Origin of the sequence: Agathobaculum sp. NTUH-O15-33 (assembly GCF_033193315.1) — a bacterium.
Lineage (GTDB): Bacteria > Bacillota > Clostridia > Oscillospirales > Butyricicoccaceae > Agathobaculum > Agathobaculum faecihominis_A.
In genome coordinates, this window is the sequence record NZ_CP136187.1 from 3,948,014 (window position 1) to 3,970,758 (window position 22,745).

The window sequence follows — 22,745 nt, forward strand, 5'->3', positions numbered from 1 at the left end:
CCTGTCTTTCCCGGGGAAATACGTTATTGCACCAACGCTTCCAGCTCGGTTTTGGTGGCCTGATACCATTCTTCAAAGCGTTCATCCGTGGTAAAGCGGGCGGCGGCCTGCGCGCGCGGCGTGCCCGCGTCCACCAGCTTTTGCACCTCGGCGGCATCGGCCGCGGCGGCGTCCGTTATGGCGTATTCCAGTACATTGCGCGCTTCGGTGCCGTTTGCAAATGCCTTGGGGGTATATAGCTTATTTCCGTTTACCGTGTCGATCGCGACCGATACGATGCGGTCGACGATATCGCCGTCGCTTGTCGCACCCTGTTCGCGTATGTATTCGATGTCGTTTGCTTCCTTTTTGACCGGCAAATAGCCGGATTCGATCGAAAATTTACTGTTTCGCTGTTTATCGGTAAACCACTTGAGGAAAAGGACGGAGGCGTATTCCTCGCTCTCCTCCGCCTGCGTGACGACCATGCCCGCGCCCTGCTGCACCGCGGTGGGCTGTCCGCCCTCGAACTGCGGCGCGGGGAGCACCTCTACCTCGATCGGATACTGGTGATCGTCGTCTATGATGACGCTGCTGGGGAAAAAGGTCGCGCCGGAGGACGAACCCACAAACGAAATGACCTTGCCGGTCTTGACGTCGTCCGAGCGGAAGCGTCCGTTTGCTGCGAAATAGCCGCGCACAAACGGCACGTAGTAGTTATCCCACAGCTTGCGCACGATGTCTTCGTCAAAATGCAGGGCGGGCTTGCCGTCCTTCTGCGCGAAGAGCTCCATGCCGAGCTGTTCCGCGCCGATCAGGAAGTAGTTGGCGATCGCGTCGCGGCCGAAAAAGGCCTTGCCGTCGTCCGGTTTTTCGGTCTGGCTGTCGGTCCAGTTGTAATACTGCTCCGCCAGCTCGGTCACGCCCTCGATGGTCTCGCACTGGCTCAGTTCGGCGCCGGTGGCCTTGGCGAACGCGTCCCAATCGGTCTTGTTGAGCATGAAAATTTCCGTGGATTTTGCAATCGGAAAAATCTTCAGGCTGTCGTCGGTGCTGAAACGCCCTTCCTCGATGTAGCCGTCCACATATTCGTTCAGCTCATCCTTGGTAAAATAGGGGTTCAGGTCGGCCGCGAGGCCAAGGCCGTCCACCGCGTAGGCGGTATCGGCGTAGGCCGCGAAAATATTGGGCATTTCGGCGGCACCCACCTTTTTATTGGCGGAATCCAGCACGCTCGTTTGCAGATCGACAACGGAACCAAGGCTGGACGCTTCGACGATAATGCCTTGGTCGAGCCCTTCGGTATGGTTGAATTCCGTCACCAGCTGGTCGAACGCTTCCTGTTGGGTGCCGTTATAATAGTGCCACACGGTAACGGTGACCGGATTGTTCGGATCGAGCCGCGCGGTTTTAACCTTGTCCTTGCCGCAGCCGCTCAGCAGCAGCCCCGCGCAAAGGAGCGCGGCCAAAGCCCGTATTTTAAAACGATGAGTCATACCCTTCCTCCTCAAGAATCACCGATGGCCTTAAGAATCGATGATGATATTTTTCGATCGAAACAAAGCCCCATTTCGATCGAGCATTCCGGCTTCGGCGCGCGCCTTTCAGGCACGCTTCTCCGCCGGTTTTTCGTCAAATTGAAGCTTTGCTTCAATTCCCCATTTAATGGCGCGCTCCGGCGCGGGGGTTCTCCAATTCTAGATGATACCTTATCATTATAACATGCTCATGGGTGGTGGGCAAATCTTTCCACGTGATTTTGGTTATCAGGTGTGTATGGAAACGGCTTTCTCGACTGTTTCGGCATAGCGTTCGACCAGCTCGCCCGCCATTTCGATCGGCACCTCGCCCTTTTCCAGACGCAGGGAGACATAGGGGGTCGACCCCGCGTTGAGCAGCAGCCGCCCGCGGTAGGTCTTATCGCCGCACAGGGCGGACAGGCGGCGGAAATCCGCGTCCGCAAAGGTCATGAGCAGCCGTCCGTCCGCCTGCTTGATCTCGGAAATGCCCTGCTCCGAAGCCTTGGCGCGCAATAGCGCGATATCGAGCAGCGCGACCGCTTGCTCCGGCGGCTCGCCAAAGCGGTCGATCATTTCGTCCAGCATGTCGCTCTTCTGTTCCTCGGTGCGGATAAGCGCGATGCGGCGGTACAGGTCGACACGCTGGCCCGCGTCCGGCACATAGTCCGCGGGAAGGTTTGCCGAAAGCAGCAGCTCCGCCGCGCAGTCGACGCGGGCGCGCGGGGTCTCGCCCTTTTCCTCGGTCACGGCTTCTTCCAGCAGCTTGAGGTACAGATCGTAGCCCACGCTCATCATGTGGCCCGATTGCTCCGGCCCCAGTACGTTGCCCGCGCCGCGTATCTCCAGATCGCGCATGGCGATCTTGAAGCCCGAGCCAAAGGCCGCGTATTCGCGAATGGCGGAAAGGCGTTTCTGCGCGATCTCGCTGAGGGCCTTGCCGCGCCGGTAAGTCAGGTAGGCATAGGCGTGGCGGCTGGAACGGCCGACGCGGCCGCGGATCTGGTGCAGCTGCGCCAGACCCATGGCGTCCGCGTTTTCAATGATCAGCGTGTTGGCGTTGGGAATGTCGATGCCGGTCTCGATGATCGTGGTGCAGACAAGGATGTCGGTCTCGCCGTCCGCCATGGCGTTCATGGCCGAGGCAATTTCCTTTTGCGTCATTTTGCCGTGCACGATACCGACCTCGGCGTCCGGCAGGTGCTGCTTTAGGCGCAGCGCGCACCGCGCGATGGATTCAACATGGTTGTGCAGATAGTACACCTGCCCGCCGCGCGAAAGCTCGCGGCGCATCGCGTCCAACAGCACGCCTTCGTTCTGTTCCAAAACAAAGGTTTGCACGGGGTGGCGGTTTAAAGGCGGCTCTTCGATGGCCGACATATCGCGGATGCCGGAAAGCGCCATATTGAGCGTGCGCGGAATGGGCGTGGCCGAAAGCGTCAGCACGTCCACCTGCTTGGACATTTCCTTGAGCGTTTCCTTATGGCTCACGCCGAAGCGCTGCTCCTCATCCACAACCAGCAGGCCAAGGTCTTTGAATTTCAGATCCTTGCGGAACAGCTTATGCGTGCCGATGACCAGATCGATCGAACCGGCTTCCAGCTTTTGCAGAATCTTTTTCTGTTCGGAGGTCGTTTTATACCGCGTCAGCAGTTCGATGGTGATCGGATGCCCCTGAAAGCGCTGCAAAGCGGTCAGAAAATGCTGGCGGGCCAGTACGGTGGTCGGCACCAAGATAGCGGCCTGCTTGCCCGCGAGGATGCACTTCATCACCGCGCGCAGCGCGACCTCGGTCTTGCCAAAGCCAACGTCGCCGCAGAGCAGGCGGTCCATCGGCCGGTCGGATTCCATATCGCTTTTAATCTCCGCGATGCAGCGCAGCTGGTCCTCGGTCTCCTCGTAGGGGAAGGCGTCCTCAAATTCGCGCTGCCACTCGTCGTCCGGCGGGAAGGAGAACCCCTTTAGCTTGGCGCGCGCGGCGTATAGCTGGATCAGCCCCTCGGCCAGTTCCTTGGCGGCGGCCTTGGCCCGCGCCTTGGCGCGCGACCAATCCGCGCCGCCCAGCTTGTTCAGCCGGGTGCGCTCGGAATCGCCGCCGCCGATATATTTGGAGATCAGGTCTAGGCTGGTCGCGGGCACATAGAGAAAATCCGTGCCCGCGAAAGCGATCTTGATAAAATCGCGGTCGGCTCCGTCCACCTCCATGCGCTCCATGCCGACAAAGCGGCCGATGCCGTGGTGCTCGTGCACGACAAGGTCGCCCGGCGTCAAATCGGTATAGCTTTTTACCCTGTCGCGGCCCCCGCGACGGGGCGCCACCTTTTTGCGGCGGGCCAATACCTGCCCTTCGGTCATGACGACAAGGCCGGTTTCCGGGTATTCAAAGCCGGCGGATAGCGTGCCCTCTAAAATAGCGACTTGCTTGGGCTTGGGCAACAGATCGCTCAGCGCCGCCTTGACGCCCGCGCCGGAAAGCGCGTCCAGCATGTTTTTGCACCGAAGCTCGCTGCCGCACACAACGGCAACCGCTTTGCCCTGCTGGATAAAGCCCGCGATATCGGCCGCGGCCAGATCGAGGTTGCCGCCGTAGGCGTTCATTTGGCTGGCCGTAAAATTTTGCAGAACGGCCGGGGCCAGCTCGGGCACCGTGTTTAAAAAGCTGTCCAGCCGCACGATGGGGCGGCGCAGACGGCACAGACCCGCGAAATCAAGCGTGAAATCGCCGGGGTCGGGCGGCATTTCGCCGCGTTCCAAAAGGGCCGTGATATCGTCGCCCACGCGCGCGTCAAAATCCCGCGCGGCTTCATGCAGGCGGGGCGTGTCCTCAATCAGCAAAACCGCGTTTTCGGGCAGATAATCGAGCGCGGTCGTCATTTCCGGGTAAATAAGCGGCAGATATTTATCCGCGCTGGGCAGCGAGCCGGTCTCGCGCAGGCGTTCGGCGTCCCGCGCGATATGAGCGGCCAGATCGGGGTGCTTTTTGCGGCGCGTTTTCAGCAGCTGCTCGATCGCGTCCGCCAGCCCGTTCGCGCCGCCCGGGGCCAGATGCACCAGCGTTTCCATGCGCGGCAGGCAGGTAAGAGAGGAAACGTTGTCCAACCGCCGCTGGCTGCCCACATCGAAGGTGGAGATCGAATCGATCTCGTCGTCCCAAAATTCAACGCGGAAGGGGTGCTCGGCGTTTGCCGGGAATACGTCCAAAATACCGCCGCGCACGGAGAATTGGCCCGTGCCCTCCACCTGAATGCAGCGCTCGTAGCCCGCCTCGGTCAGGCGGGCGGTCAGGCCTTCCAAAGGCGCGGTTTGCCCGGCCTCCAGCGTGAGCGTTGCGCGGCGCAGGATATCGGGCGGCAGCGTGCGCTGCAACGCAGCCGGCGCGGAGAGCACCGACAGCGGCGCATCGGCTAGGCGGCAGAGCGCCGCGATCCGTTTTTGCTCATAGCCGCGCGAAACGCCCGCCACGTTTACCATCACGAGGTCGCGGTAGGAAACGGTAAGCACGTCCCGTTCGGCAAAACCCGCGATATCCGCGGCCATGCGTGTCGCGCCCGATTCGTCCGCGGTCAGCACGGCCACCGGGCGGTTCAGGTCGAGCTGAAGGGCCGCCGCGATATGCGCCTTATGGATCGGCGAAAGACCCACCGCGAGCACCGGCGTTTGCCCGGCCTTGATCGCCGCGCGGACCTCGCGGTATTCGGCAAGCGCCGATATGCTTTTTGTTATTTCGATCATGTGTTCACCATCCCTACTGTGCGATAAGAAATAATTTGAAATATTTACTAATTCATGCTATACTGTGTTTGCCCGTTTGGGAAATTGAAAGGAACGAAGGAGATCATAACTATGCAGAAAACCATGAAGCGGCTGGCTGCCGCACTCACCGCCGCACTTCTCACCCTGAGCCTTGCCGCGTGCGGCGGCGACGCCTCAAGCAGCGCTTCGGACGCGCCGGACGTCGCCGCGCTGACCGCCTATGACGCGCCGAGCGGTACATTTTCGGTATCCATGCCCGAGATCGAGGGCGGCTGGACCACGACCGACGGCGGCAATGAGTACCATCTGGTGCTGGACAACAGCGATCGAAGCTTTACCGTGATGATCCAAGCGCTGCCGATGGAGCAGGCGCAAACCACGATCAAAGATTTGGACGGCCTGATCGATCTGTACCGTCAAACCACGCTCGGCTCGTTTGGAGACCCGACCGCCGCGGAGGTCGTTATCGGCGATCCCGCGATCGAGGGCGTCAAGTCGGACGCTTATGAAGTGGAGCAGAGCGGCCAGAAGGCCAAGGCGCTTGTCAGCTATTTCGGCACGGATAAGGCCTACTACGTGTGCATCCTGACCGGTACGGCGGACGCGTATGATGCAAACGTCAGCGCCGTACAGGCCGCGTTGACCACCTTCACCGAAAAGCAAGCATAAACCGTCCCCCATCCACGCGCTGCAAAAGACAGGCTTCGGCCTGTCTTTTTTTATGGGCGCATGCCAAAAGGGCAGATTTTGCAATCTGCCCTACTGGTATATGAATTTTTCTTGGATTTAATGCTCGTGATGATCATGCGCGTGGCACGCGGCACAGTCCATGCTGCAGCCGAGCAGCTCGGTCGGGTCCTTGCCCTGCCGCTTATAGTAGTCCGCGATCGCGGAGCGAAGCGCTTCCTCGGCCAATACCGAGCAGTGCATTTTGACCGGCGGCAGGCCGTCGAGCGCTTCGGCGACCGCCTTGTTGGTCAGCTTCAGCGCTTCCTCAAGCGTCTTGCCCTTGACCATTTCGGTCGCCATGGAGCTGGTGGCGATTGCCGCGCCGCAGCCGAAGGTCTTGAACTTGACGTCCTCGATCACGCCGTCGTCCGATACCTTGAGGTAGATCTTCATGATGTCGCCGCACTTGGCGTTGCCGACCTCGCCCACACCGTTGGCGTTTTCAATTTCACCCACGTTGCGCGGGTTGGTGAAATGGTCGAGTACCTTTTCGCTGTATTGCATACTTTTCTATCTCCTTTAATCAGTGCGCGTGCAAATCGCTTGCCGCGGTGAGATTGGGTTTGCCGTTTTCCCAAACCGGACTCATCGAACGCAGCGTGGCAATGACCTTTGTTACAGCCGCGATGATATAGTCGACGTCCTCTTCGGTGTTCTGCTCGCCAAGGGTCAGGCGCAGCGAGCCGTGGGCGATCTCGTGCTTCAGGCCGATTGCCATCAGCACGTGGCTGGGGTCCAAGGAGCCGGTCGAGCAGGCCGAGCCGGTCGAGCCGCACACGCCCTCGTTATCCAGCAAAAGAATCAGGCCTTCGCCCTCAATCGCCTCGAACACGAACGAAGCCGTGCCCGGCAGACGGTTCACCGGGTCGCCGGTAAAGTGGGTATAGGGGATTTTCATGATGCCGTCCTTCAGCCGGTCGGTCAGCCCGCGGACGTAGCGCATCTTTTCCTCCATGCCGTCAATCGCGTCGGTAATCGCGGCGGCAAGGCCGATGCAGCCCGCCGTGTTTTCCGTGCCCGATACAAGTCCGCGCTCCTGACCGCCGCCGTAGACCAGCGGCGCCAAGGCGATGCCCTTTTTCAGGTACAGCGCGCCCACGCCGCGCGGGCCGCGGAACTTATGCGCCGAAAGAGAGAGCATGTCGATGCCCATCTCCTGCACGTCGATCTTCATATGGCCAACGGCCTGCACCGCGTCCGTATGGAACACAGCGCCCGCCGCGTGCGTCAGCTCGGCGATCTCGCGCAAGGGCTGGATCGTGCCGATCTCGTTGTTTGCCGCCATAATGGTGACAAGCGCGGTATCCTTGGAAAGCGCGTTTTTCAGCTGCTCCAAATCGATATGGCCCTCGCTGTCCACATCGAGGTAGGTCACGGTGAAGCCTTCCTTTTCAAGCGCCTCGCAGGTGTATAAAACGGCGTGATGCTCGATCTTGGAGGTGATCAGGTGTTTTCTTCCCTTGGCGCCGGGGCCGTGCATGAAGCCGCGGATGGCAAGGTTGTCCGCCTGCGAACCGCCGCCGGTGAAGATGATCTCGCCGGGGGCGAAATCATTTTGCTCATTGACCGGGAAGGCCGCGTTCAGCGCCCGGCCGACCTGTACGCGCGCTTCATTCAGCGCTTCCTTGGCCGCGCGGCCGATGCGGTAAAGCGAAGAGGGGTTGCCGTAATATTCGGTCAGCCACGGCTTCATCGCTTCAAAGGCGTGCGTGGAGAGCGGCGTGGTTGCCGCGTTATCTGCATAAACAAATTTTTTCATGGCGTTTCTGCCTTTCTAACACTAAAAAAGCTTGGTTTTTTACCTCTTTAAATATACACCCGGAGCGGGCAGTTTAGCAAGCGAAAAACTGCCAAAACGGATGGGCTCAAATATATTCTTTTCCATCATTTTGTGCATTTTATGTGTATTTAACCGCGCTTCTTCGTTTGTACGTGTTTTTTCAGCTTTTGAAGCACGTCGTCATACTGCGCCGAACGGGCCGTCGGGTTGCCGCGCAGCAGGCTTTTCCGGGTGCGTTTCAGGCCTTCCGCGCGTTCGTCAAAGCGGGCGCGCACCTCGTCCAGCCGGGCAAGGATCTCTTCTTTGGCGTCCGTGGCTTTTTCCATCGCGTCGTCTAGGCGCTCGTTCAGCTCGCCGCGCGCTTCGTCCACGCGGTAGGATAGGTTGGTCAGCTTGACCATAGCGGTTTCGGAAAGCTGCTCACGCAGCTCTTCGCCCTGCTGACGCAGCTTGTCGAGCTCTTCCAGCACCTTGGCCAGATCGAGCGCGGTGCGCACGGAAACAGCCACATCGGAAGCAAACATCGCGGTCAGCGCCACACAGACCAAGATCAGCGTCAGCTGCGGCAGCCAAATGACGAGGGTCTCGATCGGCGGGTGGATGAACCGGGCGAGAATAAGCCCCATAAAGCCCCAGCAGATCGAGCTTTGCAGACAAATGCGTCCCTGAAACTGGAACCGGTGCTCGGAATAATCCCAGTACTTTACCTTAAACATGGTCTCCATCAGCCAGCCGACAAGGTATTCAAAAATCGTCGCGGCGATCATGCTCCAAAGGAAAAGCGCGATCGGGCGGTCATGCAGAGGCAGCGAGATATGCAGAAGCATGGTCGCGCCAAAGCCGTAGATCGGCAGCATGGGCCCCCGCAAAAAGCCGCGGTTGACCGCGTGCCGCTGCTGGACCGAAACGACCGTCGATTCAAAACACCAGCCGAGGAAACAATAAATATAAAATATCAAAAGCCATTGCAAAAAGGAATACTCGTACACAGTAATCAATGCCCGCTCTTTCTTTGAAAATAGTGCCTCTTTATTGTATCGGATATTTTGACTTTTGGCAAGTACATGGGTATAATACAAAGTAATACAGAAGCTATTGGCGACGAAAGATGAAGGGGTGGAACATAACATGCAAAATTTTACGCTTAAGCTGCCGACGGAGATCGTATTTGGCCGGGCAATCGAGGACCAGATTGGAGAAAAGCTGGGGGCGCTTGGCGCGCGGCGCGTCATGGTGCACTTTGGCGGTTCCAGCGCGCGCGGAAGCGGCCTGCTGGGCCGCGTCGAGGAAAGCCTTGGCCGCGCGGGCTTAACGTTTATTGAGCTTGGCGGCGTTTCACCCAACCCGAAGCTTTCGCTTGTGCGCGAGGGGATCGAAATAGCAAAGCGCGAAGGGGTCGATTTTATTCTGGCCGTGGGCGGCGGCTCGGTCATCGACTCGGCGAAGGGCATCGGCATGGGCGTCGCCACCGGGCGCGACCCGTGGGAATTTGCCTGCGCCGGCACCGCGCCCGATTCCACCCTGCCCATCGGCACCGTGCTCACGCTTGCGGCGGCGGGCAGCGAAATGAGCAACTCCTGCGTGCTCACCAATGAGGAAACCATGGAGAAGCGCGGCATCACCAGCCAGACCAACCGTCCGTGCATCAGCTTTTTAAATCCGGAGAATACCTACACCGTTTCTAAATTCCAAACGGGCTGCGGCGTGGTCGATATTATGATGCATACGTTCGAGCGTTATTTTATGCCGGGCAACGCGGATACCGATCTGACCGACCGTCTGGCCGAAGGACTGCTCATCGCCGTGCGCGACGCGGGCCGGCGCGCCATCGCGAACCCGCGCGATTATGAAGCGCGCGCCACGCTGATGTGGGCGGGCAGCCTATCCCACAACAACCTGACCGAGCTGGGTCGCGTCAATAAGTTCTTCCCGGTTCACAAGATCGAACATGAATTTTCCGCCCTGCACGATGAGATCGCGCACGGCGCGGGCCTGTCGGTACTATTCCCCGCGTGGGCTAAATTCGTCATGCCGCACGATGTGAACCGGTTTGCGCAGCTTGCGAACCGTGTTTTCGGTGTGGAAATGGATTTTGACCGCCCGGAACGCACCGCGGCCGAAGGCATCGAAACGATCAAGCGCTTTTTTGAAGAGATCGACATGCCGGTGCACATGTCCCAGCTTGGAATTGTTCCCGGGGAATATGAGAAATTGGCTGAAAACGCCATGCATACCGTGGGTGGTCCGGTCAAGAGCCATATCCCGCTAGGCAAGGACGAACTGACCCAAATCTTCAAGCTTGCGGAATAAGTATGAAGAGCAGAGTACGTTGCTTATCAAAGTGGCGTGCCCTGCTCTTTTTTATTGTTGTCGGACAAAGCGATCCGAAAAAATGTCATTCAGATAAGATCAGGCAAGACAAAAAGGTAACGCAAACACAGAAAAAGTAGGGCGCGACGCCCTCGGCGCGCCGAGAACGAAGCACCGGGATAAGTGAGAGCATCAAACAGGCCGGTACGGCCGAGCGAAGGGACATGGGTTTTCAGGAAGTGTTACATCCCTTCGAGACGGCGCGCCGAGGCGTGGTCCAGACCAGCTTCTTTTGGCCTTCGGCCAATTCACCTTCTCGCGCCCTACGATCTCGGTGAATCCCTTGTTTCTCCTATGCGTTTCCCTTAACTAAATGACATTGGCTGTTTACACAATATATTTCTTTAGTGGCGGCAGGGGTTATGCTATAATAAGGGCAGTGAAAGCGGGAGGTACATAGCGATGACCGAATTTGATCAGCAGCTCCATCTATTAAGCGGGCAGATCGCGCGGCAAAAGAAACTGCGCGCCATGCTGCAGGATCTTTACAGCCAACAGCGCGAGCTGGAAGCGCGGGAAACCGAGCTTGCGGCCCGCCGGGCCGAGGAACAGAAGGATGTGGACCGTTTAGAGGGCCGCAGTCTGGCCGCGTTTTTTTACGGTATGCTGGGCAAGAAGGAGGAAAAGCTCGATCAGGAGCAGCGGGAAGCCTATGCGGCTGCCGTCAAGCACGACAGCGTGGTGCGGGAGCTTGCGGCGGTAAAGCAGGATATCCGTTCGTGGGAGAATGAGCTTGCCGCGCTGAACGGTTGTGAAAAGCAGTATCAGGACGTGCTGGCTGCAAAGACCGAAGCGCTGAAACACAGCGACCCGGTGCGCGGGGAACAGATCTTGCAGCTGGAACGGCGCATTGCGGCGTGCAGCAGCCAACTGAAAGAGATCCGCGAAGCGGCCGACGCCGGGCAGTACGCGCTTTCCACCGCAAACGGCATTGCGTCCAGCCTGAACAGCGCCGAAAGCTGGGGCACTTGGGATATACTGGGCGGCGGCCTTGTTACCGACATGGTCAAGCACAGCCATTTGGACGAAGCGCAAACAAAGGTGGAAGAACTGCAAATGCAGCTTCGCCGCTTCAAAACCGAGCTGAGCGATGTGACGATTTACGCGGATATGCAGATACAGATCGACGGTTTTCTGCGCTTTGCCGATTACTTTTTCGATAATCTGTTTACCGATTGGGCGGTGTTGGACCATATCCATGCCTCACAGGGACAAATAAACGGTGTGATCGCCCAGATTCAAACCGTGCTCAACCAACTGAACGAAATGAAAAGCGCCTGCGAAGCATCCCGCGAGCAGGCCCAAACCGAGCTGGACGCGTTTATCGTTCAAGCGTAAATACAAGGACCCGTGTTCCTGCCACCAAAGCAGGAACACGGGTCTGTTTGATATGCAGTAAAAGGTATGCTCAGAACACTCGTGGGTATTTTTCACGCAAAGCTGGAATATCATCCTGATCGATCCACTCTTCGCTGTAGCCGCAATCACAGCAAACCAACCTGTGAATCGGTACGGCGGAGAAAAGCGTAACGCCAACCGGGATATAGCATTGCCTGTATTTTGTGGGATCGAGTGTTACGTCAATAATAGTTTCACCAGAGCATTTGGGACACTTTTTAGTATGTTTCATCTGACAAAGCTCCTTTCAAACATACGATGCCGATTACTCTGCGATACGGCCTTTCGTTATCTGTGTAAATGTTACAGCCAGTGTCCGGTTTGAAATGATATACTATTTTCAATAAAGTGACTTGCTTGATTAGATTTTCGTACATACCATCTTCACTGATTATATATTGTAGACCGTTCATATTAGGACCATTTACGATAAATGACGGCCGTCCATCACTAAAAAGATATATGCGGATTAATGCCGCGCAGCATGACAGGATAGTTGCCGTTTTCGCGTTTTTGTCTAGTCACTTTGGGCATAAAATCACCCCACTCGCACCATAGCATACGAATGGGGTGATTGTCAACACGGAAGAACCGTTCCTGTGTGCACGAGTAATTTAATTGGCATAATTCACTTTTATACACTCCGTAAATCCAGACGGATCACCCGACTTTGCTTTGTCGATATTATCACGAAGATATTGACGGGTTGCATCGTCACAGCGATCTGCGCCCATATAGGGCATATCAAACGCTTTTTCCAATTCTTCCAATGCTTTTTCTGCACGTTTTGGATCAGTGTTATAGGTGTCCAGCCATTCTTTCATCCAGTAGTATTCCCAAAGGTTTGAAGCTCTTGTATCGCCATAGCCAATCTGGAAAGACGCGCCGGTATCTTCTCCTTCCAGTTTTTCCGGCAAAGTGACACCTTCCGGCCAGTTCAAATTGTCGATGGATTGCAGATATTCGGCTTCTATATGTTCAAAGTCGGTAAAATCTTTCGCATCCGAGTTGGAATGGGAACACCCTGCCATCACCAGACAGGCAAGCAGCATGATATCCATAAGAATTTGTTTTGCACCATTGGCTTTCTTACTCATTTTTTTCATGTTATAAATCCTCCTTGAATGATACTGATAAGTGCTAGGGCCGGCAATGACCCGCCGAGCAGTGCCGTGGCGGCGAATGCCGCAATCGTAAATGGTTGCTACGAATTTTATATTTTGAAAAAGTAGAAATAAAAAAGGCTCCTACTCTGATGTTTTCATTGTATCAGAATAGGAGTCTTTATTTCTTTGTTTGTACACAAGAGAATCCTCTTTTATACTACGGAATTTCTTACGATTTTCCTACGAAAGAGGGAGGGTCACGGTAAATTTGATTTTTTCATTCTCGCTTTCTGCAATAATGGTTCCTTTGTGGAGGTCTACAATTTGTTTGGCAATGGCAAGGCCCAAACCAGCGCCGCCGCTTGTGCTCCTTGCTGTATCAAGGCGATAAAACTGTTCAAATACCTGCGACAGCTTTTCCTTTGGGATCGTATTACCGCAATTTTCAAATGCAATGATCATCCTTTCTTCCTGCTGCGCCGCTGTAATCGTAATGGTTGTATCGTGGAAGCTATAAATAACCGCATTGCGAAGAAGATTATCAAACACACGTTGTATTTTATCTGCGTCACAGCGAAGGGTTACACTTTTCGGGGCACAAAGATCACATTGCAGGTTTTTATCTTTTAACATGGGATTGAATTCGTATATAAGCTGCTCAAGCAAGCGCGTCAAGTCTATTTCCGTATATTGCAAAGTGATATTAGATAAATTGAATCTTGTAATTTCAAAAAATTCATTGATTAGGTCTTCAAGCCGTTCCGCTTTATTGAGAGAGATAGAAAGATATTTCGTCCTAAGTTCTTCTGAAATTTTCGGTTCATCGCGCAATAGCATTAAATAGCCCATTACAGAAGAAAGCGGGGTTTTTAGATCGTGTGCAAGGTACATGATCAAATCGTTTTTTCGTTGTTCGTTCTCTTTTGCCAGTCTTGCATTATTTTGAGACTCTTGTTTTAAGTGGTTGATCTTTAACGCGATCTCGCTAAGCTCCGGCGATAGTTCAATGTAATCTACGTCTTTATCAAATAATTTGCCTGTGGCCTGCTGCAATTCATCCACATAAGCGACCACTTTCTTTAGTAGCCGGTATGTAAGAATGATGATGCACACAGCCCATAGTATAGTAGCCGCGGCTCCTAAATAGAGGGAACGGTAAACCATATAATACTGCGGAACATATTTGCTAAGCACCCATTGTAAACCCATGCCCAACAAATTAGAAGCGATTAGGATAATTGCAGATATAATTCCGCACTGGATGATATAGCTTTTGAAAAGGGTTTTCAGCAGATTATTTTTCTCCCCTTTATTCGATTTCATAGCCTACACCCCAAACCGTTTTTATAAATCTTGGCTTTTTTGGTGGTTCGTTCAGCTTTTCTCTAAGGCGACCAATGTGCGCCATTACGGTGCTGTTATTGTTCAGATATTTTTCTTTCCATACGGCTTCAAACAATTCTTCTGAAGGTATGACTTTACCCTGATGTTCGCACAGATACCAAAGAATCGAAAACTCAATGGGAGTCAGCGACAATTCCTTTCCATACAAAAAGCATTTGTGGCTATCTTTATTGATCACAAGACCTCTGATGTCAAATTCCGTCTTTTCAGCAGATTGTTTTAAAACAGAGGTATTATATTTGGAACAACGTCTTAATTGTGTTTTTACCCTTGCAACAACCTCCAATGGGTTAAACGGCTTGGTCATATAATCGTCTGCCCCAATGGTTAATCCCATGATCTTATCGCTGTCCTTAATTTTAGCGGTTAGCATAATAACAGGAAAATAGAAATTTTCCCTTATTTTTTGGCAGATACGAAACCCGTCCGTATCCGGTAACATAATGTCTATTATCGCCAAATCAATTTCCGTTTCTTGCATACATTGTAAAGCATCAGTCCCATTATAAAACTTGTATACGGTATAATTGTCATTCGTCAAATAGACTTCAAGCAGATCGGCAATCTCTTTTTCATCATCTACAACAAGAATTTTCTCATTCATCGTCATTGCTCCTTATATTTAAACACAACACACAGGGACGGTTCTTTTGTGTTATCCATTGCTGACGATACCTAGGGGTCAACCGGTTAAACGGATGATCGTTCTGCCGAAGGGATGCGCCATTTTGTTTAAGCGCGCGGATGGGGACAAGTCTTGCAGTGCGGCGGGATTATCTGTGCCGCCTGATAAGATAGTTGCTTTTGTATAGGCGCTCTGGGCATAAAATCACCCCACTCGCACCATAGCATACGAATGGGGTGATTGTCAACACGGTAGAACTGTGCCTATGCGCATAATTATTCTATCTTGTTTATATTATGAATTATTTTCAAAAGATACTTGAGGAAAAGATAAATACAAATTATGTTTAGAATTAAGGGCAATATGTCAATTTTGTAGTTGGAATAATTTAAGTCCTTTAACAGGGAAATTATATTAACTTCATCGGTTGAGTAATAATATTCAAAAAAGGTGAATGGAAATCCGCCTGAGTACGTATTGAATCCACTACCTTGCTGAGAATTCATATGAATTCCATTGAAAAACACCGTAAAAAGAGCAATCAGTAAAGAAACTATTAAACCTTTAAATGAAAATTTTAGTTTCATGATAGTACGCCTCAGCTTATATAGTATTCACCCTTGCACACATGCACACAGAAGAACCGTCCCTGTGTGCACGCCAATGCGCTTGAAAATCTGTTCAAGTGAATCAGCGTTCGGCATGGTTTGCAGAAGTAGATGAATGTGGTTGCTCATCAAACAATAGGCATATAAATGAAAGCCGCTGATCGCTTTGCAATCACAGAGTATTTGCAGAAATTTTTCGCGATCTTCATCGGTTTCAAAAATGTTTTGCTGATTCACGCCGCGCAGCATGATATGGTAGTTGCCGCTTTCACTTTTTTGTCTAGGTCCTCTAGGCATAAAATCACCCCACTCGCACCATAGCATACGAATGGGGTGATTGTCAACACAGAAGAACCGTCCCTGTGTGCACTGTGTGCATGGAAAATCCCCCTTTCTTGAATGATAGAGAGGGGCGGCAGCACTCCTTGCTGTCGCCCCTTGATTGCCCACCAGCAAGGACAGGCGGGGCTGTCAACGGCGGGTGCAGCCCGTTCATCTTGACCGTTGACCGGCTCGATTGGCTTTGCTATATTTACGACTTTTTTCTTCCGTCCTGTGTGATACTGATACTCTCTTTCAAATATAAATTTTCGTCTAAAATAAGTTCTACCGCCAGTTTGACAAGAGCGGGAATAGTTGTAATATAACCTTTTGCCGGCTCGCCTTTTACGGATAACACAAAATTATCTTCTGCTCCCTCTTTCAAATATCCCGGACGGATAACTGTATAATTCAGATTGCTTGTTTCAACAATGTCAACAGCTTGGCGATTTGGTAACTGCGCAGGTTCATTGTCAAGATTATCTTCGCCGTCTATTTCATCCGGAATTTCGTTATAAATCCCAACTGCTCCCATAAAAATAAGACGTTTTATGTTACATTCAGACATTGCCACGACAATATTTTCTGCAATCTGCGGTAATGCTTCTCCAGATATAGCGCAATATACAACGTCCTGCTCGTGCATTGCTTTTTTCAAATCCTCAATATTTTCCGCGTTACCGTTGATAACGGTTGTGCGAGGACTATCAGAAAACATGTTCCCCGCATGACGGGCAAACAGAGTAACATGAGTATCTGTATCTGACAGTAGTTTTTTTGTAATGGCACTTCCGGCTGTACCAGTCGCGCCTAATAATAAAATGTTTTTCATAATGTATTTTCTCCTTTTACCATTTCATAGCAGCTTCTACCATAGTAGGATTTTCTGGATTTCCAATCATTGGAGCCGCTATATCCATATTTACAAGTTGTTCCATTTCTGCTGCATTTAATTCAAAATCTAATATGCTCAAATTTTCCTTTATACGTTGCTCATGGACTGACTTCGGTATAATAATAATGTTACTCTGCATAAGAAAACGTAATGCAATCTGGGCGGGTGTTCTTCCATAAGCATTTGCAATCCTCATTAAGACAGGATTTTCAAACATTTCATTTTTTCGTCCCTGTCCCAATGGTGCATATGCCATGTGCTGAACATGATATTTTTCTAGCCAATCATGTTCTGCTCGACGCTGACAAAGTAAATGGGTTTCTATCTGATTGACAGCGGGGACAACATTGTTAAATTCAATCAAATCAATCAAACGGTCTGGGGTAAAGTTTGAAACACCGATAGCCCGGATTTTCCCCTCTTGATATAGCTTTTCTAGCTGTCGCCATGCAGCATAATAATTGCCAAAGGGCCAGTGAAGCAATACAAGGTCAAGATAGTCGGTTTTCAGTTTTTTAAGTGACATTTCCACGGTTTCACAAGTACTCTCATAAGAGCGGAAATTTACTTTTGTGACAATAAACAATTCCTTACGGGAAATGCCGCTTTTTACAATCGCATTTCCAACCGCTGTCTCATTTCCGTATGCCTCTGCTGTATCAATCATACGGTAGCCACTACAGAGTGCGGTCAAAACGCTTTCTTCACACTCTGCACCGCTCATCAGAAAAGTACCGAAGCCGAGCATAGGCATTTGAATATCATTGTTCAAAGTAATCTTATTCATATCAATTCCTCCGTTTATTCTTGTTGTCGCACTTGAGAAGCTAATTTTCTTGTGATACAATCATCATAGCAAGTTTGGGTAACTCGAAGTCAATACTTTTTTTGATTTTGGAAAGGAAAATGAAATGGCAATTACAATAAACATTTATTACAGCGGTAGGAACGGAAACGCAAGAAAATATGCTGAAGAAATGGTCGCAAGCGGTATTGTAAATGAGATTCGTACAGAAACAGGTAATCTCCGATATGAATACTTTTTCCCTATGGAAGATAAAGAAACAATACTTTTGATTGATACGTGGACTGACCAACAGTCGATTGACCTTCACCATGCCTCCCCCATGATGTCGAAGATTACAGAACTGCGTGAAAAATATGACTTACACATGAAAGTGGAGCGATACTTGTCGGATGAAGTTGCTATTCCAACAGCGGATAAAAAATTTATAAGAGGGTGAAATCCATGACCTATACGTTAAAGCAGTTTGCGGAGATGTTCCACACAACAGAGCATACCCTCCGATATTATACCGACATCAATCTTTTGCCCTGTCAACGTGACAAAAGAAACCGCCGGATTTTCAACGAAGAATCTGTCAACTGGATGCAGGGAATTTCCTGCCTAAAAGGCTGCGGAGCGTCCATAGAGGATATTAAAGAATACTGCGAATTGTGCCACTTGCCGGAATCAAGGGAAACGCTTTATGCAAGGTATCAAATCATTCTCTGTCAACGAGAACAAGCATATAAGCGGATAGAGGAAGCCAAAACAACAGCGGCTTATATGGACAAAAAAGTAAAGCATTATGAACAGATTTTGTCTGGGATTATCCCAGATGATAGCAATCCGGAAACATGGACAGAAGATACAAGACCTGAAAAGCATTAAAATTACGGAATAGTGGGCTGCTGCCTTTCAAATACTTATTTGCTACTTTACCGCACATGAGCCTTTGGGCAGGTGGGTATCATGCGGATTCTCACTTTAGCTGTTTTTTCTGTTTTCTCGGTATTTTCGGTGCGGCATTCGCTGTTACGCTGCTGCTGCCGCAAACCATCTGGAAAGCGGCAGCTATTGCAGCGTCGGTAATCAGCTTGTGCCTGATCCTTACACTGGCCCCATTAGCGCATCCCAACAAAAGGGTGAATGAGCGAAAGGGGCAAAGGAATAGAAAACGAAGTTTCATGCTAGCCATACTTTACTTAATACTTGCAATCACTTGGCTATTATTGCCCTCCGCGCCCGTTACATGGATATTCCATTTGTTTTTAGGCGAGTTTTTTGCCGCTCTTTCGCTTGCGGCGGGAAAAATAAAAAATTTAAGAAGGTCTTCCCCATGAAAAAGCTCTACGGATTATTTCTGAAAAGCGCAAGTGCTCTTGCCGCGCTGACACTGGTGATTGCCACGGTAGCAAATGGTTCCACCTGCTGGTTTACTTCTTATCAGCCGGAAGAGCCTGATATGGATTGAAGAAGCAATGTAACATAAAATGACAAACCCGCCCCCAGATTCGGCTGTCAGCCGTTCAGGGGGCGGGTTAATTTGGTACACTTCCTTAGCTCACATCATACGCAAGCAAAAGCACAAGAAACAAGATGTACAGACCGCCGACCAGCCATGGTTTGGAAAACACCACATCACGGGTGGGCTCGCCGGTTTCGTCTACTTGGAGCGCCGTTTGCCATGCGGGGTTGTGCAGTTTACGCTTGCAGATTTCTCCCCAACGGCGGCCGGATTGCGCTTTTGATCGCTCGGCGCCGACTAGCAGCAACACGAGGAGCAGAGACAGCGGCACCCATTTCGGCGCGAGACCTTTGCCGCGCTGAACGATATTTGCGCCCATGGCAATATCCAAAGCTTCCGCCGCATTCGGCGGTACGGGCCGCTGAACGGATGCGTGCTGATTGTCCAGCCAAGCGGACTTCTGCGAAGCATAGGTTTCATTAACGCCGCCGCTTGTATTGAGCAATGCGCCGTTTTGCCAAATCCCTTGCAGCAGAACAATTCCCTTGCGGTCCTCTACCGTGATGGCTTGCCCGTTCTGTTCGATCAAAAACGTCTGGGGTGCGTTCCATTCATAGGTAATGGTAACGGTGCTGCCGGAATCTGTTTGCAAGACGGAAATAGTGCCGTCACTGGCGGCATAGCGTGTTTCGTCGTCATTTACCTGTGTTTGGTAATACGCGCCCCGGTACTGAAAAACCGGCGAGGTGTAAAGGCGGTAGTAGAAAACGGCAAATACAGTGGCTGCCGCAAGCGCTAAGATGCTGAGAGTGATTTTGCAAAACCGTTTCTGCATGAATGCAGCTCCTTCTGAAAAACCCGGACGCGCCGAAGCGCGCCCGGGTTTCATTTACTTAACGATTTCCTTTGCGGCGGAAACGAGGGCGGCGACCTTATCGGCGGCGTCGGCCTTGCTCGCGCCCTTGGCCATGATGTAGACCTTTACCTTGGGCTCTGTGCCGGATGGGCGGATGATGAAGATCGTGCCGCCCGAAAGCTCATAGTACAGCACGTTTTGGCCTTGCAGCTCCATGGGCTCGGTCTTGCCGTCCGCAAGAGAAGTGCGTGTGCCGGGCTGATAGTCGCGGATGAATTCGACCTTGTCCGGGCCGACCTGCTGCAGCGGGGTCTGGCGCAGCTCCTCCATCAGCTCCTTCATGCGCTGCAAACCGGATACGCCGGGCATGGTGATGGAGATGGTCTGTTCGCAATAATAGCCGTACTTTTCGTACATTTCCTCCATCGCGTCGTACAGGGTCTTGCCCTGCGTGCGGTAGTAGGCAGCCATTTCTGCGATCAGCATGGAGGCGGTGACGGCATCCTTGTCGCGCGCGTAGTCGCCGCACAGGTAGCCGTAGGATTCCTCGAACGCGAAGATATACTCGTGCGAACCGGTGTTTTCAAATTCCTTGATCTTTTCAGCGAGGAACTTAAAGCCGGTGAACGTTTCAAAGCAGGCGACGCCGTTCTGTTCGGCGGCGGCGCGCGCCATTTCGGTGGTGACGATGCTCTTGAGCACCGCCGGGTGGCGCGGCATGGTGCCGGTCAGCTTCTTGGCGGTGATGATGTAATCCGTCAGCAGTACGCCGACCTGATTGCCCGAAAGGGAAATATATTCGCCGGTCTTATCCTTTAATACAATGCCGGTGCGGTCGGCGTCCGGGTCGGTGCCGATGATCAGATCAACGCCGTTTTCCTTCGCCAGCTCGATCGCAAGGTTGAAGCCCTCCTTATTTTCCGGGTTGGGGCTCTTGACCGTCGGGAAATCGCCGTCAATCACCATTTGGTGCGGCTCGCAGATGATGTGCTTGTAGCCAAGGCGCTGCAAAATTTCGGGCACCAGACGGTAGCCCGCGCCGTGGAACGGGGTGTAAACAAGCTTGAATTCGTCCGCGACCTGCTTTACGCAGTCCGGATTAACCGCTACCTTAAGCACTTCACTGAGGTAAGCCTCGTCCGTTTCTTTGCTGAGGATGCGGATCATGCCGCTCTTGACGAATTCGTCATAATCGCCGGTGCGCACGCCGGTGAACAGATCAGTCGCGGCCATTTCGCGGGCGACCATGTCGGCTTCCTGCGGGGGCAACTGCGCGCCGTCCTCCCAGTAGACCTTATAGCCGTTGTATTCCTTGGGGTTATGGCTGGCCGTGATATTGATGCCCGCGATGCAGCCATAGTGCCGGATGGCAAAGGACAGCTCGGGCGTGGGGCGCAGTTCATCAAACAGCAGGGTCTTGATGCCGCTTGCCGCGAGAATGCAGGCGGATTGCTGCGCAAATTCGGGCGAGAAGTGGCGGCTGTCGAACGCAATGGCGACGCCGCGCTCCATCTGCTGTTTGCCGCCCGCGACGACCAGATTGGCAAGGCCCTGCGTTGCCTGACCGACGGTAAAGCGGTTCATGCGGTATAGGCCCACGCCAAGTACGCCGCGCAAACCGGCGGTGCCGAACGAAAGCGGCGCGAAGAACCTGCTTTCGATCTCTTCCTTATTATCTTTGATGGCCGTGAGCTCAGCGCGTTCCTCCGCCGTCAGCTCCGGACGGCTCAGCCAGCGGCTGTATTCCGACATATAATCCATGTGCTGTTCACCTCATCCATTTATTTGGCGCAATGCCACTATGTAAATTATACAATATCTGTGTGTCAATGCAAGGGGTTTTGCGCGAGTTTGTGAGATTGACCGAACAGAAGCGGAATATTGCATAAATAGGACCAGCGTTTTTTGGGCAGTAAGTAAAAATGCCAATAGGGACGCTGAAAAAATACCTTTGTCCGTGCGATAAATTAGGCTATTTATGCTACAATTAATTTTGTCACGTTCGACAAAAAACAACATAAAGTGAGGTAAAATGACAACATGGACAAAGTAAAAATTTATGAGGAGGATGGCTGTATCCACTTCGTTCTGCGCCCTGAGGAGCTGATGCGTTTGCGGTATTCCGAGGAATCAAGCACAATGCTGGTCACTTTTTTTGACCGGTGGCTGACGCTGATGGAAACGCAGGTGCGCGAAAATACGATGGATGGGTACCGTTATATTTATCAAAAACACATTCTACCGTTTTTCGGCGCGCGTAAGGTGACGCTTGCCACCGCGCGGCCGGCGGATTTTCAGGAATTCGTCAATCAGAAATTTGCGGAGGGGCTTTCGCCGACCTCGATCGTCAAGTTTCATTCGATCCTGCACAAGTGTATGAAATATGCGGTATCGCTTCAAATTATCCCGCTGAATCCGGCGGATAACGTGATGCTGCCCAAGCGCCGCGCGTTCCGGGGACAGGTGTACAACCGCACGCAGATCAACGTGTTTATCGCGGCGGCGCTGCATTCCCCGGCGGAGGCGGCGTTTGTGCTTGCCGCAACCTATGGACTGCGGCGAAGCGAAGCCGCGGGTTTGCGGTGGAGCGCGGTCGACCTGCGCGCGCGCACGATGATCATCAACCACACGGCGGTGCAGTCGGGCGGGCGCGTGATCTATGCCGATAATGTAAAGACCAAATCAAGCTACCGCACCCTGCCGCTTTCGGATTCGCTTAAGCGGTATTTGAGCGACCTGCGGCGGCGGCAGAATGAAAACCGGCGCAGGCTGGGCAAGGCTTACCACAAAAGCGATTACGTTTGCTGCCACGAAAACGGCGTGCCGCTCCGGCCCGATTATATCACCCGGGAATTTGAGCGGGTGTGCCGCGGGGCCGCGCTGCCGCGCATTCGCTTTCACGATTTGCGGCATTCGGTGGCGACCATTTTGCTGCAACAGGGCTTTTCGCTGAAACAAATACAAGATTGGCTGGGGCATTCGGATATTTCCACCACGGCAAACGTATACGCCCACGTGCCCTATATCGAAAAGGTATCCATTGCCAAGGGGGCCACGCCGGTCATCGGCGTGATGTGAACAGAGCGCGGAACGGGGCGGCCCACACACTGAATTTGTGAACAAACAATTAAATTTATTGGACATTAAAATAA

Annotated in this window: 22 protein-coding genes; 8 read left to right on the forward strand and 14 right to left on the reverse strand. The window is 52.5% G+C overall.

What is annotated here, in order from left to right; all coding sequences use genetic code 11:
- Window positions 1–23: 23 nt before the first annotated feature.
- A complete protein-coding gene (locus RWV98_RS19055) occupies window positions 24–1,475 on the reverse strand; it encodes an extracellular solute-binding protein (protein WP_317862860.1) in 1,452 nt (483 codons plus the stop codon).
- 270 nt (window positions 1,476–1,745) lie between these two features.
- Window positions 1,746–5,228, reverse strand: coding sequence for a transcription-repair coupling factor (gene mfd, locus RWV98_RS19060; RefSeq protein ID WP_317862861.1), 3,483 nt, complete (start codon window positions 5,226–5,228; stop codon window positions 1,746–1,748).
- 111 nt (window positions 5,229–5,339) lie between these two features.
- On the opposite strand from mfd, the gene RWV98_RS19065 reads away from it, so the two are divergent.
- A complete protein-coding gene (locus tag RWV98_RS19065) occupies window positions 5,340–5,918 on the forward strand; it encodes a hypothetical protein (protein WP_280962193.1) in 579 nt (192 codons plus the stop codon).
- A gap of 117 nt (window positions 5,919–6,035) precedes the next feature.
- On the opposite strand, the gene nifU is transcribed toward RWV98_RS19065, so the two are convergent.
- The 3 genes from nifU to RWV98_RS19080 all read right to left on the reverse strand — a co-directional run bounded on the left by nifU (window position 6,036) and on the right by RWV98_RS19080 (window position 8,747).
- A complete protein-coding gene (nifU, locus tag RWV98_RS19070; RefSeq protein ID WP_280962194.1) occupies window positions 6,036–6,482 on the reverse strand; it encodes a Fe-S cluster assembly scaffold protein NifU in 447 nt (148 codons plus the stop codon).
- A gap of 19 nt (window positions 6,483–6,501) precedes the next feature.
- Window positions 6,502–7,737: a cysteine desulfurase family protein gene (locus RWV98_RS19075; protein WP_317862862.1), complete on the reverse strand. Its 1,236-nt coding sequence runs from the start codon at window positions 7,735–7,737 to the stop codon at window positions 6,502–6,504.
- 149 nt (window positions 7,738–7,886) lie between these two features.
- On the reverse strand, window positions 7,887–8,747 hold the full coding sequence (locus RWV98_RS19080; protein ID WP_317865798.1) for a putative ABC transporter permease: 861 nt from the start codon (window positions 8,745–8,747) through the stop codon (window positions 7,887–7,889).
- A gap of 139 nt (window positions 8,748–8,886) precedes the next feature.
- Here RWV98_RS19080 and RWV98_RS19085 point away from each other — a divergent pair, with 139 nt between their 5' ends.
- Window positions 8,887–10,068, forward strand: a complete 1,182-nt coding sequence (locus RWV98_RS19085; RefSeq protein WP_317862863.1) for an iron-containing alcohol dehydrogenase — start codon at window positions 8,887–8,889, stop codon at window positions 10,066–10,068.
- A 462-nt stretch (window positions 10,069–10,530) separates the two neighbouring features.
- A complete protein-coding gene (locus RWV98_RS19090) occupies window positions 10,531–11,466 on the forward strand; it encodes a hypothetical protein (RefSeq protein ID WP_317862864.1) in 936 nt (311 codons plus the stop codon).
- Between the two features lie 70 nt (window positions 11,467–11,536).
- Here the strand turns inward: RWV98_RS19090 and RWV98_RS19095 are convergent, their stop codons facing one another.
- The 7 genes from RWV98_RS19095 to RWV98_RS19125 form a co-directional block, all read right to left on the reverse strand.
- Window positions 11,537–11,758 carry a hypothetical protein gene (locus RWV98_RS19095; RefSeq protein WP_317862866.1) on the reverse strand — a complete coding sequence of 74 codons (222 nt, stop codon included), beginning with the start codon at window positions 11,756–11,758 and terminating at the stop codon, window positions 11,537–11,539.
- A 382-nt stretch (window positions 11,759–12,140) separates the two neighbouring features.
- Window positions 12,141–12,632 (reverse strand): hypothetical protein, encoded by a 492-nt coding sequence (locus RWV98_RS19100; protein WP_317862867.1) that lies wholly within the window; start codon window positions 12,630–12,632, stop codon window positions 12,141–12,143.
- A gap of 240 nt (window positions 12,633–12,872) precedes the next feature.
- Complete coding sequence (locus RWV98_RS19105; protein ID WP_317862868.1) at window positions 12,873–13,955, reverse strand: sensor histidine kinase; 1,083 nt, start codon at window positions 13,953–13,955, stop codon at window positions 12,873–12,875.
- A complete protein-coding gene (gene vanR / locus RWV98_RS19110; RefSeq protein WP_317862869.1) occupies window positions 13,942–14,640 on the reverse strand; it encodes a VanR-ABDEGLN family response regulator transcription factor in 699 nt (232 codons plus the stop codon). Before vanR ends, RWV98_RS19105 begins: the two co-directional genes overlap by 14 nt.
- 635 nt (window positions 14,641–15,275) lie before the next feature.
- Window positions 15,276–15,566, reverse strand: a complete 291-nt coding sequence (locus RWV98_RS19115) for a transposase (protein ID WP_317862871.1) — start codon at window positions 15,564–15,566, stop codon at window positions 15,276–15,278.
- Between the two features lie 235 nt (window positions 15,567–15,801).
- Window positions 15,802–16,422, reverse strand: coding sequence for an NAD(P)H-binding protein (locus RWV98_RS19120; RefSeq protein ID WP_317862872.1), 621 nt, complete (start codon window positions 16,420–16,422; stop codon window positions 15,802–15,804).
- 16 nt (window positions 16,423–16,438) lie between these two features.
- The gene (locus RWV98_RS19125) at window positions 16,439–17,272 is read right to left on the reverse strand and encodes an aldo/keto reductase (RefSeq protein ID WP_317862873.1); all 834 of its coding nucleotides are present in this window, start codon (window positions 17,270–17,272) and stop codon (window positions 16,439–16,441) included.
- A gap of 124 nt (window positions 17,273–17,396) precedes the next feature.
- On the opposite strand from RWV98_RS19125, the gene RWV98_RS19130 reads away from it, so the two are divergent.
- The 4 genes from RWV98_RS19130 to RWV98_RS19140 are packed head-to-tail and all read left to right on the forward strand — an operon-like array spanning window position 17,397 to window position 18,743.
- Window positions 17,397–17,729, forward strand: a complete 333-nt coding sequence (locus tag RWV98_RS19130; protein WP_317862875.1) for an antibiotic biosynthesis monooxygenase family protein — start codon at window positions 17,397–17,399, stop codon at window positions 17,727–17,729.
- Window positions 17,730–17,734: 5 nt separating this feature from the next.
- On the forward strand, window positions 17,735–18,160 hold the full coding sequence (locus RWV98_RS19135; RefSeq protein WP_317862877.1) for a MerR family transcriptional regulator: 426 nt from the start codon (window positions 17,735–17,737) through the stop codon (window positions 18,158–18,160).
- A 56-nt stretch (window positions 18,161–18,216) separates the two neighbouring features.
- Window positions 18,217–18,612, forward strand: a complete 396-nt coding sequence (locus tag RWV98_RS19540; protein ID WP_442872085.1) for an accessory gene regulator B family protein — start codon at window positions 18,217–18,219, stop codon at window positions 18,610–18,612.
- Window positions 18,609–18,743 (forward strand): cyclic lactone autoinducer peptide, encoded by a 135-nt coding sequence (locus RWV98_RS19140; RefSeq protein WP_317862879.1) that lies wholly within the window; start codon window positions 18,609–18,611, stop codon window positions 18,741–18,743. The genes RWV98_RS19540 and RWV98_RS19140 overlap by 4 nt, the downstream gene beginning before the upstream one ends.
- An 85-nt stretch (window positions 18,744–18,828) precedes the next feature.
- On the opposite strand, the gene RWV98_RS19145 is transcribed toward RWV98_RS19140, so the two are convergent.
- Both RWV98_RS19145 and RWV98_RS19150 read right to left on the reverse strand, forming a co-directional pair.
- Window positions 18,829–19,572, reverse strand: coding sequence for a hypothetical protein (locus RWV98_RS19145; RefSeq protein ID WP_317862881.1), 744 nt, complete (start codon window positions 19,570–19,572; stop codon window positions 18,829–18,831).
- A gap of 54 nt (window positions 19,573–19,626) precedes the next feature.
- On the reverse strand, window positions 19,627–21,354 hold the full coding sequence (locus RWV98_RS19150) for a phospho-sugar mutase (RefSeq protein WP_317862883.1): 1,728 nt from the start codon (window positions 21,352–21,354) through the stop codon (window positions 19,627–19,629).
- A gap of 279 nt (window positions 21,355–21,633) precedes the next feature.
- On the opposite strand from RWV98_RS19150, the gene RWV98_RS19155 reads away from it, so the two are divergent.
- Window positions 21,634–22,671 carry a tyrosine-type recombinase/integrase gene (locus RWV98_RS19155; protein WP_280962214.1) on the forward strand — a complete coding sequence of 346 codons (1,038 nt, stop codon included), beginning with the start codon at window positions 21,634–21,636 and terminating at the stop codon, window positions 22,669–22,671.
- Window positions 22,672–22,745 lie beyond the last annotated feature (74 nt).